At 53.2% G+C, this 15,325-nt stretch carries 10 protein-coding genes; 7 read left to right on the plus strand and 3 right to left on the minus strand.

The genetic code is table 11. The features are described from left to right. Positions 1-9: 9 nt before the first annotated feature. Both nuoF and DWX59_RS01375 read left to right on the plus strand, forming a co-directional pair. Positions 10-1,800 carry an NADH-quinone oxidoreductase subunit NuoF gene (gene nuoF / locus DWX59_RS01370; RefSeq protein WP_117555580.1) on the plus strand — a complete coding sequence of 597 codons (1,791 nt, stop codon included), beginning with the start codon at positions 10-12 and terminating at the stop codon, positions 1,798-1,800. An 18-nt stretch (positions 1,801-1,818) separates the two neighbouring features. Next, positions 1,819-3,609, plus strand: coding sequence for an NADH-dependent [FeFe] hydrogenase, group A6 (locus DWX59_RS01375; RefSeq protein ID WP_117555582.1), 1,791 nt, complete (start codon positions 1,819-1,821; stop codon positions 3,607-3,609). A gap of 126 nt (positions 3,610-3,735) precedes the next feature. On the opposite strand, the gene DWX59_RS01380 is transcribed toward DWX59_RS01375, so the two are convergent. Next, the gene (locus DWX59_RS01380; protein ID WP_166460144.1) at positions 3,736-6,183 is read right to left on the minus strand and encodes a helix-turn-helix transcriptional regulator; all 2,448 of its coding nucleotides are present in this window, start codon (positions 6,181-6,183) and stop codon (positions 3,736-3,738) included. Positions 6,184-6,404: 221 nt separating this feature from the next. Here DWX59_RS01380 and DWX59_RS01385 point away from each other — a divergent pair, with 221 nt between their 5' ends. The 4 genes from DWX59_RS01385 to DWX59_RS01400 are packed head-to-tail and all read left to right on the plus strand — an operon-like array spanning position 6,405 to position 11,450. Then, positions 6,405-8,087: an amidohydrolase gene (locus DWX59_RS01385; protein WP_117555586.1), complete on the plus strand. Its 1,683-nt coding sequence runs from the start codon at positions 6,405-6,407 to the stop codon at positions 8,085-8,087. Between the two features lie 18 nt (positions 8,088-8,105). Then, complete coding sequence (locus DWX59_RS01390) at positions 8,106-9,053, plus strand: amidohydrolase family protein (protein WP_117555588.1); 948 nt, start codon at positions 8,106-8,108, stop codon at positions 9,051-9,053. 34 nt (positions 9,054-9,087) lie between these two features. After that, a complete protein-coding gene (locus DWX59_RS01395) occupies positions 9,088-10,278 on the plus strand; it encodes an MFS transporter (RefSeq protein WP_165642544.1) in 1,191 nt (396 codons plus the stop codon). A gap of 20 nt (positions 10,279-10,298) precedes the next feature. Beyond that, entirely contained in the window at positions 10,299-11,450 is a 1,152-nt protein-coding gene (locus tag DWX59_RS01400; RefSeq protein ID WP_117555592.1) for an iron-containing alcohol dehydrogenase, read from the plus strand. A 68-nt stretch (positions 11,451-11,518) separates the two neighbouring features. Here the strand turns inward: DWX59_RS01400 and DWX59_RS01405 are convergent, their stop codons facing one another. Continuing rightward, complete coding sequence (locus DWX59_RS01405) at positions 11,519-11,902, minus strand: nuclear transport factor 2 family protein (protein WP_227115935.1); 384 nt, start codon at positions 11,900-11,902, stop codon at positions 11,519-11,521. A 176-nt stretch (positions 11,903-12,078) separates the two neighbouring features. Between DWX59_RS01405 and DWX59_RS01410 the strand changes: the two genes are divergently transcribed. Continuing rightward, positions 12,079-13,344, plus strand: a complete 1,266-nt coding sequence (locus DWX59_RS01410; protein ID WP_117555594.1) for an MFS transporter — start codon at positions 12,079-12,081, stop codon at positions 13,342-13,344. Between the two features lie 166 nt (positions 13,345-13,510). Here the strand turns inward: DWX59_RS01410 and DWX59_RS01420 are convergent, their stop codons facing one another. Next, positions 13,511-15,319, minus strand: coding sequence for an NADH-dependent [FeFe] hydrogenase, group A6 (locus DWX59_RS01420; RefSeq protein WP_117555598.1), 1,809 nt, complete (start codon positions 15,317-15,319; stop codon positions 13,511-13,513). Positions 15,320-15,325: the final 6 nt, after the last annotated feature.

Genomic DNA, 15,325 nt, shown 5'->3' on the forward strand with positions numbered 1-15,325 from the left:
GAAAGTACCATGTATCGTTCACACGTCTTAGTATGCGGCGGCACCGGCTGTACTTCCTCTGGAAGTCCAAAAATCATGGAAGCCCTGCACAATGAAATCAAGAAACAGGGACTGGAAGAGGAAGTGGCTGTTGTTGAAACAGGATGCCACGGACTCTGCGCCTTAGGTCCCATTATGATCGTATATCCGGATGCCACCTTCTATTCCATGGTGCAGCCGGGTGATATCCCTGAGATTGTTTCCGAACACCTGTTAAAGGGCCGTGTGGTAACACGCCTTCTTTACCAGGAAACCGTCAGCCCTGCCGGCGGCATCAAGGCATTAAGGGATACTGATTTCTACAAGAAGCAGCACCGTATCGCCCTGCGTAACTGCGGTGTCATCAACCCGGAGAATATAGAGGAGTACATCGGTACCGGCGGCTACCAGGCCCTTGGTAAGGTTTTAACGGAAATGACTCCTGACGATGTCATCCAGACCCTGCTTGACGCCGGTCTTCGCGGCCGCGGCGGCGCAGGTTTCCCAACCGGATTAAAGTGGAAACTGTGTAAGCAGAATGATGCTGACCAGAAGTATGTCTGCTGTAATGCGGACGAAGGCGACCCGGGCGCATTCATGGACCGTTCCGTCCTGGAAGGCGACCCCCATGCGCTCCTTGAGGCAATGGCCATTGCAGGTTATGCAATCGGCTCCAACCAGGGTTATGTCTATGTGCGCGCCGAGTACCCAATCGCAGTGGACCGTCTGAATATTGCCATCCAGCAGGCCCGTGAAATGGAACTGTTAGGCAAGAACATTTTCGGGACCGGATTTGACTTTGATGTGGATATCCGTCTGGGCGCAGGCGCATTCGTGTGCGGCGAGGAAACCGCCCTCATGACATCCATTGAAGGCAAACGCGGCGAGCCAAGGCCAAGGCCTCCGTTCCCTGCACAGAAGGGCCTGTTCGGCAAGCCCAGTATCTTAAACAATGTTGAGACTTATGCAAACATTCCTCAGATCATCCTTAACGGACCTGAGTGGTTTGCTTCCATGGGTACCGAGAAATCAAAGGGTACCAAGGTATTCGCCCTGGGCGGCAAGATCAACAACACAGGTCTTGTGGAAGTTCCCATGGGAACCACACTGCGCACGGTCATCGAGGAAATCGGCGGCGGCATCCCAAACGGCAAGAAGTTCAAGGCTGCCCAGACCGGCGGTCCTTCCGGCGGATGTATCCCGGCAGAGCACTTTGATATCCCCATTGACTATGACAACCTGCTCTCCATCGGTTCCATGATGGGTTCCGGCGGTCTGATTGTCATGGATGAGGATGACTGTATGGTGGATATTGCCAAGTTCTTCCTGGAGTTCACGGTTGAGGAATCCTGCGGCAAGTGTACCGCATGCCGTATCGGGACAAAGCGTATGCTGGAAATCCTGGAGAAGATTACCAAGGGCACTGCCGAGATGGAGGACCTTGATAAGCTGGAAGAACTCTGCCACTACGTAAAGGCCAACTCCCTGTGCGGTCTGGGCCAGACCGCTCCCAACCCTGTACTGTCCACCCTTCATTTCTTCCGTGACGAGTACGAGGCACATATCAAGGAAAAACGCTGTCCGGCCGGCGTATGTAAGGCGCTCCTGTCTTATGTCATTGACCGCGACAAGTGCCGCGGATGTACCCTGTGCGCACGTACCTGTCCTGCAGGTGCAATCGTGGGAAGCGTTAAGAACCCGCACGTTATCGACCTTAACAAGTGTATCAAGTGCGGCGCTTGTATGGAAAAATGTAAGTTTGGCGCAATCTACAAGAAATAATAAGGGAGGGAATAGACGATGGAGACAATTAATCTTAAAATCAACGGCATTGCAGTCACCGCTCCGGGGGGTTCCACTATCCTGGAGGCAGCAAGACTGGCACATATCGAGATTCCTACTCTGTGTTTCTTGAAGGAGATTAACGAAATCGGTGCCTGCCGTATCTGTATTGTAGAATTAAAAAATGGAAAACTGGTAACTTCCTGCGTGTATCCGGTTGAGGAAGGTATGGAAGTATTTACCAATACACCCAAAGTTCTGGATTCCAGGAAAAAGACCTTACAGCTTCTGTTATCCAACCACAACCGCTCCTGCTTATCCTGTGTGCGCAGCGGACACTGCGAGCTTCAGGAGCTGGCCCATGAACTGGGTGTTGAGGACGAGGCTTACTATGACGGTGAAAAGACACCCTCTGAGGTTGACTACTCTGCTGCCCACATGATCCGTGACAACAGCAAATGTATCCTGTGCCGCCGCTGTGTGGCTGTATGCGACCAGGTACAGGGCATTGGCGTAATCGGCGCCAACCACCGCGGGTTTGCAACTGATATCGGCTCCGCATTTGAGATGGGTCTTGGGGAAACCTCCTGCGTTTCCTGCGGACAGTGTATTGCCGTATGTCCTACAGGCGCCCTGACAGAAAAGGATTACACCGGGGACGTATTTGCAGCAATCGCAGACCCGTCCAAGCATGTAATCGTACAGACCGCTCCTGCCGTACGCGCAGGACTGGGCGAGGAATTCGGCCTGCCAATCGGTACCGACGTGGAGGGCAAAATGGCTGCCGCACTGCGCCGCCTTGGCTTTGACAAGGTATTTGACACCAATTTCTCCGCTGACTTAACCATCATGGAAGAGGCCCATGAGTTCCTGGACCGTGTACAGAATGGCGGCGTGCTTCCTATGATTACCTCCTGCTCGCCAGGATGGGTTAAATACTGTGAGCACTATTTCCCGGATATGACCGAGAATCTTTCCACCTGTAAGTCTCCTCAGCAGATGTTTGGCGCCATTGCCAAATCCTACTATGCAGAGAAGGCCGGCATTGACCCTAAGGACATCGTAAGCGTAAGCGTCATGCCATGTACGGCCAAGAAATTTGAGATTGGCCGTGAGAATCAGGATGCCAACGGCGTACCGGATGTGGATATTTCCATCACGACAAGGGAGCTGGCCCGCATGATAAAGAAAGCCGGTATCCGGTTCTTAGACCTTCCCGATGAGAAGTTTGACGATCCCCTGGGTCTTGGCACGGGTGCGGCCGTTATCTTCGGCGCAACCGGAGGCGTTATGGAGGCGGCTCTGAGGACAGCCGTTGAGACATTGACCGGCGAGGAACTGCCTAAGCTGGATTTTGAGGAAGTGCGCGGCACAAAGGGAATCAAGGAAGCCACCTACAATGTAGCCGGCATGGATGTAAAGGTTGCCGTTGCTTCCGGCCTTGGCAATGCAAAGGAACTGCTTGAAAAAGTGAAAGCCGGCGAAGCTGACTACCACTTCATCGAAATCATGGGATGTCCGGGCGGCTGTGTAAACGGCGGCGGACAGCCCCAGCAGCCAGGACATGTGCGCAACACAACGGATATCCGCGGCCTGCGTGCAAAGGTCCTTTATAACATTGATTCCGCCAACCCGATCCGTAAGTCCCATGAGAATCCTGCAATCAAGGAACTTTATGCAGCTTACCTGGGCCAGCCTGGAAGCGAGGTAGCGCACCACCTCCTTCACACCACGTACGTAAAGAGGGAAATCAATAAGAAGTTTACCAGGGAAGTACCCAATATTGCCATAGAGGTTGGCGATTACTAAGGTTTTTTGCAAGCAATCATGATATACAAAACAGCGGACTGCAGGCTTGCCCCTGCATCCGCTGTTTTGGTGTCTGCCAATGATTTTGTTTCAGCTGATGTCGTTTCAGCTGATGTTTTCCATCCCTTAAGTCAGCATCCCCATCCTCTTAGCCTCTGCAATGGCGTTGGTCCGGTTGTTGACCGACAGTTTCTTATAGATATTCTGGATGTGGTAACGCACGGTGGGCAGCGACACACACAGCCGCTCCGCCATTTCCCCATGCTTAAGGCCCTGGGCCAGAAGGGACAGGACCTCTTTTTCCCTGTCCGTTAAAAGATTCCCCGGGGCCAGGGACGGACCGGCCTTAAGCTGGCTGCTGCACAGGGACAGAAGCTTATGCCTGTAATCCTCCGGATAGGACCCTGTCTCCAGTGCATCCTTCAGGTATTCCGAGATAAAGCCTGCATTTTCAATGAAGGGCATGAACACCGCGTCCTGGGATGCAATATCCAGGGCTTTCTGCAGGGTCCTGATTCCCTCTTCCCTTCCATAAAGGTGATGCTTTGCCACGGAACAGTAGATATGGTTGAAAATATACCCAAACTGGCAGGAATGGATATCGAACCGCCTCTGGTATTCCTGGCACATGATTTCCAGCCGGATATGGTCCTGCTCCATCATCAGCAGCCGTCCGGCCACAATATACGTAAAACCAATCCCATCAAATATCAGGTTTGTCTGTGCATTATCCGTGTTCCTCAGCCAGGCCGGGACTTCATCGGTCCTCCCTGTAAGCAGGCTGATATATGCATGGCATAATTCAGCTGTTGTATTCAGCACAGGCTGCTCCTCCAGCCCCCGGTTGTCCATCAGTTCCTGCATGAGCTGTCTGGCTTTTGCCGGCTCCTGGCTGATCAAGGCGTGCCTTGCCAGGGCAAACACGGCGCAGATTTCAATGGAAAGCTGGTTATACATCCTGGACTCAATGATTGATTTGCGGGCAGGCAGACTGACCGCGTCAAAATCACCGGTTTCCAGGGAAAGCTCTGCCTGGATCAGGTTACGGTATCCGTGTCCGCAGTACTGCACGGCCCGCTCCAGCCAGGAATAATTTTCCGATATGAAGGAAGCGTCCGCGGTCAGGTGTCCCGGGGTTGTATAATAGGTGTATAGCATGCTTGGCGCGCCGTAGGTAAACTCGGTGCGGTTGCTGACAATACAGGAATAGCGGCCATTAAAATACCCCACTGCCTTCTTCGCATGCTCCACAATCTGGTATGGATTATTAAATGCGCAGAATATCCAGGTGTTATGGATTTCCCCCAGGATCCTGCTCTTTCTTGGGACAGGAAGGGCGGCCTGCTTAAAGTAACGCTCCATGGTCTCAAGCTTCTGTACAATCAGCTTCTTGGTCTCAACCAGGTCATGGGACCAGAGCAGGCTGGCCCGCAGATAGCGGAGCATGGCCAGCGGATAGGTGAATTCCTTGTCCTGGGTGATTTCCCCCAATATTTCTTTTATCATATGATACTGGATGGCCCCGATATCCAGATTCCGGTCTGAATCCAAATCCCTTAATATCCTGTCATAATCCCCTGCAAGATAAAAATAATTGTATGCACGGAACTGGTTCCCATGCCCCATGAACCATTCCGCCATCCTCATGTAAAGCTGGGCCGTTGCACAGCCTTTACTCTCTGCCTTCTTCTGCAGGAACGCCTTAAAGATATCCGTAATCTGATAATGGGATGATTCCTCATGAAAAACAATCAGCGCATTGCTGGTGAGAAGTCCCCGGAGGATTCCGGGGGCATCTGCGTTTCCTGTGATGCAGACAGCCTGTTCCGATGTGAAGCTGTCCAGGAATGAACATTCTTCCAGAAGGCTCTGTACCTCAGAAGAATAGGTCTTATAGAAATTATTTTCCAAAAGCACTTCCAAGGGCTCGTTGCTAAGGGTCATCTCCCCGTTCTTAAGTCTCTGGCTCAACAGATAAATCCCTGTAATCCATCCCCCGGTCCAACGGAATATCTTATCCGTATTCTCTCCCGACACCTCCATGTCCTGCAGACGGAAATACTGGTTTATCTCAGGCTTCCTAAACCGCAGGGTGTCCTGGGAAATGATATGGCACAGTCCCTTGGACAGCAGCTCGGTCACCGGAAGGGCGCGGATGCTGCGTGTCAGAAGGATGATGTGGAGGTTGGGGATGTTCTCCGCCACAATGGCTGTCAGCAGGTTTGCCGTCTCCGCCTCATCAATAAACTGATAATCATCCAGTATGACCCACACCGGGGTATCAAACGGGGTATCGCTGATAAGGTTCACGATTTTGGCCAGCTGTGCCATGTCCATGGGAAGTCCCAGGTTCTTAAGGCGGCTGCCCAGGCCTGGGTTGCGCTTTTCAATCAGGCTGGTAAGCCGCTCCCAGAAATAGGCAATGGAACCGCAGCTGCCTGATAATGGGATATAAATGGGCGAATACTTCCTGGCCGCCATGTAGGCCTGGATGGATGAACTCTTCCCAAACCCCATGGCCGCCTGAAGGATGGTCAAAGGATAGGACGACATGTTATTAAATTCACGTTCCACTCTTGGGCGCCGAAGATAAATTCTTTTATTAACAGGCTGCATGCTTAACCACCTTACTCTAAAATGACCAAAAATCAGCTGATAGTATGGGGAATTTTATAACTATTACTCACACTATCAATACTGATAGTATATGGGTTTCGTATAAGAAGCTATAATCATGATAAATTATAAACAATCAAATTGCAATAGAAATACGAAAAAACTGGAGGTATCTGACTATGTTTGCTGATTTAGTAATCCTGAACGGAACCATCTGCACCGTGGACCGTCTGTTTTCCTATTGCCAGGCCGTTGCGGTAAGGCAGGGCACCATCATTGACCGGGGCACCACGGACCAGATGAAGGCTTATATCGGAAAGGACACAAAGGTAATTGACGCCCAGGGAAAGCTGGTGCTTCCTGGCTCCAATGATTCCCACATGCACGCATGCCATACCGGTTTTACCATGTCCCCTTCCTTCCTGGACTTAAACGGGCCCCATTATGACTCCCTTAAGATCATCCAGGACAAGGTCGCGCTTGCAGTTTCAAAAGCAGGCCCTGGGGAGTGGGTGTTCGGATGCGGCTTTGTGGACAGCAATATAAAGGAACTGGCTGCCGAGGGACGATTGATGAACCGCTGGGACCTGGATCCTGTATCCGGCAATGTTCCCGTGGTGCTTACGGACTTTTCCCTGCATTCCCTGGTCTGCAACAGCGCGGCGTTAAGGCTGGCGGGAATTGACGACTCCTACCCTGAGGTCCCCCACAGCGTGGGCACCATCGGACGCACGCCGGACGGCAGTCTGACCGGGCGGTTCAATGAATGGGGTGCTGAAAACCTCCTTCTGAAAGCCTGCCCCATCTTAAGCGACCAGGAACTGGAAGACTGTATCCTGCGAGTCCAGCGCGAATGCAACCGCCAGGGCATTACCTCCCACAATGATATCCTGGGCGAAGGAGGGGAATACCTTTACCGGGGTACCTGGGGCACCAGGCCCATGTGGATTTACGAAAAGCTGAGACAGGAAGGAAAGCTGACCGCCCGTGTTAACATTAACATCTTCTCCTCCATCATGGGGGAAGCCAGCTATGACGCCATCATCCGCGGCACGGACCGCATCCGCACCCCTGAGTGGGGCGACCGGGAATGGGTTAAGGCAGATGCTGTCAAGTTCTTTGTGGACACGGACGGCCCCCACTGGCTGAGGAAAGAATCTGACCGGCCGGAGGGGGCCGGCGGTTCTGCCTGGAACGGCAGTGATGAGGAACAGGCGGATGAAATCCGCCGCACCATCATCGAACTGCACCGGAAAGGCTGGCAGATGGGTATCCATTCCATGGGCGGCAGATCCATGGACGTCTGTGTGGACGCCATTGCCGAGGCAGAACAGCTCTATCCCGGAAAGGATTTGAGACATTTCCTCATCCACTGTGATGACCAGACCAGGAAATGCGCTGCCAAAATGGCAAAGTTCGGTATCCTGGCAGCCATCCAGCCAACCGCTGCCAATATCGTGTTCGGCTGGAACACCCCGGTCCTCAGCGACAGGGAGGAAATCTTCAATTACCAGGCCTACGCCGACCTGGGCGCCATCCAGACCGGCGGCTCGGACTCCACCTGCTTCTCCCTTAACTGGCGCCAGGGCATGCAGTTTGCAGTTACCAGGACCACGCCCGCCGGCGTATCCGCAAGGACCGACCTGGGCATGAGCCGGGAGGACGCCATCCGCATGTACACCATCAACGGCGCATGCCAGGAACACATGGAGCACAGACGCGGTTCCATCGAAGTGAACAAGGTAGCTGACTTCCAGATTCTTGACAAGAATGTAATGACCTGCCCTGCAGATGAAATCGGCACCGCAGGGATTGACATGACCATCTGCGGCGGCAGGGTTGTTTATGAAAAAGAAAATTAAGACAGGAGGATTTTTAATATGAAACACAGGATCATTGATTTCCACACCCATCTGGGGGACATTTTCCATGAAAACAAGAACATTGCCTTTAAGCGTCCGGGCATCGTGCCCCACGAGGACGGCTTTGACCCATTTAAGGATCTGGAGGAATCCGGTTTTACGAGACCGCTTATCGTGCCGGACCAGAAAGCCCAGAACGTGCTCATTGACGCGGGCCAATACCGTATCTGGGACAGGGCCAACATCTACACCACCGGGGAAATGATGGACCGCTGCGGGGTTAACTATGTGGTCTCCCTTCCCATCATGCCCAATACCAGTTTTGAGGAGGCCCTGGCAGCGTCCAGACTGGATTCCAGATACATCCCCTTTACCTGCCCTGACTTTGACCTTACGGATGATGAAATGATGGAAAAGCTGAAACGCGACATTGCAATGGGGGCCAAGGGCCTGAAAATCCATCCAATCATCCAGAACATCGAGATTACGGATAAGCGGTGCGAACGTCCCATCAAGCTTTTCGGGGAACTTGGACTTCCCATTACATACCACTGCGGCGTCAACGACTATTATAAACCGGATTCCCCATACCTTAAGATGACCAACTTAAACTATGGGAAGCTGGACTACACCTTTGAACTGCTGAAGAAATTCCCTGACTATACCATCGTGCCTGCCCATGGCGGCGGAAGCTGCGGCGGCGAGCTGGAAGCCCTTTCCGCTGAGGTCAGGAAACATAATTATAAAAACGTGTACGTAGAGACCAGCCACAGGGGCGCCGCGGATATCCTGAAGGCAGTGGAGCTGTTCGGCGAGGACAGGGTCATGTATGCAACAGACTGGCCCTTTGACACCTGCGACTGCAACATACGGTGCGGCGAGGAAGCCCTTGGGAACGACCCGGTGGCCATGGATAAGTATTTCTACAAAAATGCGGCACGGATCCTGCATCTGGAAGAATTTTAACCGTGCGTCACAGAGACAGACTGGAGGAAAGCGTATGAAAAAGAATAATAAATGGTTGATGTTTTTAATCCTTCTCATCAGCGCCATCACGGTTGGCGTGTCACAGTTAAAGATTGCGGCCGTGATGCAGGACGTGGCAGCCGCGCTGGGCGTTAGCACCACACAGGCGGCCCTGCTCATGTCCGTGTTCACCATTGCAGGTATTGTGCTGGCCATTCCCGGCGCAGCCATCCAGGATAAGATGGGGCCCAAGAACCTGCTGCTTCTATTAATGGCCTGTCTGGCTGCAGGCAATGTCCTGGGCGCTGTCAGCGGCAGCTTTGCAGTGGTTGTGGTCAGCCGTATCATTGAAGGGATTTCCTATGCAATGATCATCATGGTGGGCGTTACCATGATTAACACCTGGTTTGCAGACGGCGGCGCCAGCACGGCTACCGGCATCTTTAATACCTTTGCCGCGGTTGCCAACTTCATTGCCATGAACGCCAGCATCCCTATCATGAAAACCATGGGCCTTAAGTCCCTGTGGTGGGTGGTTGCCGGGCTGTCCGCCCTGTGTCTTGTCCTGGTAGCCATGTTTATCCAGGCGCCCCGGGCAGCCTCTGAGGGCGGGGATAACTCCAAGGCCACCATCGGCGAGGCAATGGCAAACCTGAGGGTGGATGTACTGTCCCTGGCCATGTTCTGTATTGCCTTTGTGCTGTTCGGCTTCATTACCTGTTATCCACAGCTGTTCCAGGGTTATTATGGGCTGACGGCTGAAACGGCAAACTTCTATTCCAGCCTCAACGGACTGTTCGGCATCCCCTTCTGCATCCTGTGCGGCGTCCTGGTGGAAAAAACAGGAAAACCCTTTGTGATTGCCATCATCGGGGCAGTGGGCACCGCCCTCCTGTGTTATACCATGCCCTATCTTGGGCCGTCCACCTACATCGTCCATGTGCTGGTCAGCGCAATCTGTCCCGGCGGCCTGGTGATGACCTCCATCTTCTGCCTTGCGCCAATGCTCAGCAAGCGGCCTGCACTGATTGGATATTCCATGTCAATCATCAACATGCTGTACTACATCGGCGTATTTGCCTCTACCCCAGTGATTGTGGGCGCTGCATCCAGTTCCTGGAAGAGCGCTTCCCTGATCATGACAGCCGCAGCCGCAGGAGCCGTGGTACTGCTGTTTGTGGTGGCCTCCATGGGCACTAAGGAAGCTTCGTCAACCGTAAAATAAAGAAAAGGAGATATGAGACAATGGGAGAATATATGTTAGAACAAAAGGTAAAACTGCTGTGCGGACCGGGAAAGGCAAGTGAAATCGGCTCCCTGGCCGTAAAACTCGGCAAGAAAAAAGCCCTTCTTGTAACGGATAAGGGAATCGTTGCAACAGGGATCCACAACAGGGTGGTGGATTCACTGGAACAGGCAGGCGTCAACTGTGTTGTTTTTGACGGCGTGGTTCCCGACCCCACTGCCCAGAATGTGGCGGATGGATATAAGATGTGCGCGGACCACCAGTGCGACCTGGTAATCGGAATGGGCGGAGGAAGCCCCATGGACACCTCCAAAGCCATTAACCTCCTGCGCTTTAATCCGGAACCCATACTCAGGTATGCAGACCCTCAGACCTCCATGGAGCCTGCTCCGGGACTGATTGTAATCCCTACCACCTCAGGCACGGGAAGTGAAATGTCAGACGGTCTTGTAATCAGTTCAGATGGCGTAAAGCACCCCATCCTTGCCCCGGCAGCCGGCGCACAGTATGCTGTCATTGACCCGGAACTTATGGTGGGGATTCCTCCCAGGCTGACCCAGGCAACCGGATTGGATGCCTTGAGCCATGCCATGGAAGGCTATACCTCCACGGCCGCTGACACGGCCACGGACATCATCAACGAATCCCTGATGCGCACCATTGTGGAATGGCTTCCAAAAGCAGTGGAAAACGGCGGGGACGTGGAGGCCAGGCAGCAGATGGCAGTATGTGCGTCCATGGCCGGATGGATGCTCCAGTATTCCCATACCAATGCAGGCCACTCCATTGCCCACATCCTTGGTTCCCATTACCACATCCCCCATGGCGAGGCGTGCGCCTATGCAACCCCCTGGGTACTGGAATTCAATGCAGCCGCCATGCCTGACCGGGTCATGAAAATCGGACGCATACTGGGCGCATCCTTTAAGGGGTGTGAGACCCCGGAGGAAATCGGCGCCATTGCCAGGGACGCGTTCATCCATTTTTGTGATGTGACACTGGGAAAACTGGATATCACCAGATACGAAGTGGATAAAGCCACATTTTCCTCAGCCGCGGACGATATTGCCGGAGAACTGTTCCAGGTATTTAATCCCAGGAAAATGGAGCCGGCGGATGCCCTTGATATCTTAAATAAGATATTTGCCTGATTGCATCTGACCCCAATATACAGAATAACCGTGACGCACCCAAACGCATCACGGTTATTTTATAGATATTACTGTTCTGTGGTTGTAAAGGTTTTAGATACAATCTTCCAGGAGCCGTCCTCCATCATCAGAAGATGGAAATAATCGGTCAGGCACGTGTTCCCCCTGAATCCGGTTTCATGGACAGCCGCGCTTGCGGTACGCCCTGTAATGTGTATGGACTGGATTTCCGCCTGATAGGGGTCCTTCCTTAAAGCCATGGAAGGGCCTGAGGCCATATCCTCAAAAAAGGGTTCCGGCGTCCCGTCCACCAGCGTGTCCCCAAGATAACCGGTCATTTTGGCATTTTCATGGAAACAGGATTTTAAGAGGGGGATATCGGATTCATAGGTCCCGTTTATGTAATTGAGAAGGACCTCCTGGATTTTCATATAGTTCTCTGGTTTAAGCATATGCATCTCTCCTTTTCTGCCCCAGGATGTGTTTGAAAATTGCTTTCCGTCAGCTGTGCGTCCCAGGGGCGGCGCTTATTTATAATCTGTATGTTTTTATTATAAGCAGCCGGAAGGGAGGTTCAACTATAGAAAGTGATAGTATTTCACGAAAAAAATAATAGGAAGGATTCAATGTGGAAAGAAAAAACAATAAACAGACATTCATTACGCTGTGTGTGATCCTTGTGATTGGAATCGGCTACATCTATCAGATGGCGCCCTCGCCTGTCCTCGGACAGCTTAAGGACAGGTACGGCATTGGGAACGAGGCATTGTTAAACCTGGCCGTATCCATTGTCCATCCCCTGACCATCGGCGCATCCCTGTACGGGGGCGTCCTTTTAAGGCGGATGGGCCTGTACCGCATGTTTATCTGGACCCAGGTCCTTTTGGCTGCCGGAATACTTATGAACCTGGCTGCCGGGGACTATCTGGTCTTTTTGGCCGGAAGGGTGGTCTACAGCGCAGGGTTCGGCCTGGGAATCCCATTTATCGGGGCAGCCATTACCAGCTGGTATTCGGGGAATGCCAGGGAACGGATGAACACGCTCAACGGTATGTTCCCATTTATCGGGACCCTCATCAGCTTCTCCTGCCTCACCCCCTTAAGCAGGCAGCTGGGTTCCCTGTCCCATGCCTTCGCCATATGGGCGGTTCCCCTGGTCCTTCTCCTGCTGTTCTGGCTGACAGTGGTGCGCAGGCAGGACCTTCCTGCGGGCCAGGACGATGGCAGGGCCCAGGAGCCGGCGCCCCCGCAGGAAAGGGGCGTTTACAGTTACCTGTGGGGAAAGCAGGGCATCCGCCTGCTCTGCATCATATTCATGATGGACTTTTTCTGCTATTCTTACATGGTGGTCATACTGCCTACCTATCTTGCGGAGGCAGCAGAAATGGAGGCGTCCGCCGCCGGCCTTCTGGCAGCAGCCGCGTTCCCGGCCATCGGAATCCTTGGAAGCATGGCCGGGGGAATCCTGATGTCTGTCACAGGAAGGCGCAAACCAATCCTGGCAGCCGGACAGGCACTTAAGCTGGCCGGGGTCCTTGTGCTGACCCTCTGCCTGGAGCATTCCCTGATAATGGGCATTGCCGGAATCATTGTGTTTGCAGTGGGCAACGGCATGTGGATGCCTGTGATGTACACCATGCCCATGGAAATGGATGGGATGGACGACAGCCGGGTGGGCGCCGCCTTTGCGTTCATGTCCTCCTGCGGCTTCCTCATGGGATTCATCTCCCCCATCCTTGGCGGCGGCCTGACAAATACCATCATGGCCATGGCCCCCCATAAGGACCTGGTGCTCCGTCACGTGTTCGGGCTTAAATGGAGCCTGTTCCTCTTTGGTTTTACCAACATCGAAGCCCTGGTATGCGCCCTCAGGATTGAGGAAACCGGAAAATGATAAAGATACTTATAAACAGGAATCCGCTTCCCCAAAGCCCAGTACAACGCTTTTCGGGACGCGGATTCCTTTTATTTATTAATTTCTTTATTGTATTTATTTCCGTTTATGTATTCCTATCAATCCATCCGGCCCGCCATGCAGCCGGTCCAGCCATTGCACGGCCTTATACCAGCTCATTATATTTCCCACGCTTCACATAATGGGTGTGCAGCAGATGGTGGGACAGGTGGCTGCCCGGCGTTCCCAGATACTCGTCATACAGCTTCATCAAATCCGGGTTCTCATGGGATTTGCGCAGCACCTTGCGTTCATCCTCGCTGTACAGGGCCCTGGCGCGCTTCTCGCGATAATTTTCCTCACTGCACCGGGGCTGACCGCCTCCGTTGATGCATCCTCCGGGACATCCCATAACCTCAATGAAATGATAGGGGGAGGTCCCATTTGCCACTTCCTTCATCAGCATGGACGCCCCTTCCAGGCCGCTGGTTACTGCCACGTTCACAGTCACCCCTTTCAGATGTCCATACTCAGGAAGTGTTTCTTCTATAGTAATGGATGCTGTCTTTACCTGGTCCAGGCCCACGATTGGCGTTACGTGAAGCTTTTCAAATGGCAGTTCATTTCCGGTTACCAGCTCATATACCGTACGCAGGGCCGCCTCCATTACGCCGCCGGTCACGCCAAAGATGTCAGCTGCGCCGGTTCCCAGGCCAAGAGGCGCGTCAAACTCACCTTCGGGCAGGTTTACAAAGTCAATGCCGGCCGTCTTAATCATCCTGGCCAATTCCCGTGTGGTCAGGACCGCATCCACATCCCGCTGTCCGTCCACTTCCATCTCCGGACGCTGGATTTCGTATTTCTTGGCCGTACACGGCATGACGGATACAACAAATAAATCCTTGGGGGCCGTACCTGTACGCTCCGCATAGAATGTCTTGACCACAGCGCCCATCATGGTGTGGGGGCTCTTACAGCTGGACAGGTGGTCCAGTTCATCCGGGAACTGGTGCTCAATGTGTTTAATCCATCCAGGTGAACAGCTTGTAATCATGGGAAGGGCCGTATTAACCGGATGGCCGTCCCCATCCTGGGCCCCCTGGCCCTTAAGAACTGCATTTAATCGTCCCAGAAGCTCCGTGCCCTCCTCCAGGATGGTCAGGTCCGCGGAGAACAGAGTGTCAAACACATCATCAAAACCGATTTCATGAAGGGCGGACGCCATTTTCCCGGTGACTGGGGTTCCCACCGGAAGGCCGAATTCCTCACCCAGGGCCGCGCGCACAGCCGGCGCCACCTGGACAACCACACGCTTATCCGGGTCAGCCAGGGCGCGCCATACGGGTGAAAGGCCGTCTGTTTCCTTTAATGCCCCGGTGGGACATACAACCGTGCACTGGCCGCACATGGCGCAGGCCGTGGAGTTTAACGGCAGTCCCATGGCAGGGCTGACCACTGTGTCAAATCCCCTGTTCTGGGCTTCAATGGCCCCTACTTTCTGTATCTGCTTACACACAGTGACACACCTGCGGCACAGGACGCATTTGCTGGTATCCCTTGTGATGGATGGGGAAATGTCCACCAGGGGTTTTGTCATGGCGCCTTCAAAGCGGCTTTCGGCCACGCCCAGCTCATATCCCAGGTCCTGAAGTTCACAGTTCGTGTTCCTGCTGCAGTTTAAACAGTCCTTTGGATGATTGGACAGAAGCAGTTCATAGAGTACCTTCCTGGCTTCCAATACCTTGGGGGAATGGGTCCTTATGACCATGCCCTCCCGCACCTTTGCCATACAGGACGCCTGCAGGTTCTTCATGCCCTCCACTTCCACCACGCAGATACGGCAGGAGCCGTACTGGTGGACATTTTTCATATGACAGAGACTGGGAATCCTGATTCCCACGGATTCAGCTGCCGCCATGATGGTGGTGCCTTCCTCTGCCTCCACCGGTTTTCCATTTATTGTAATATGTATCATACGATT

It is taken from the genome of Enterocloster aldenensis (assembly GCF_003434055.1).
Lineage (GTDB): Bacteria > Bacillota > Clostridia > Lachnospirales > Lachnospiraceae > Enterocloster > Enterocloster aldenensis.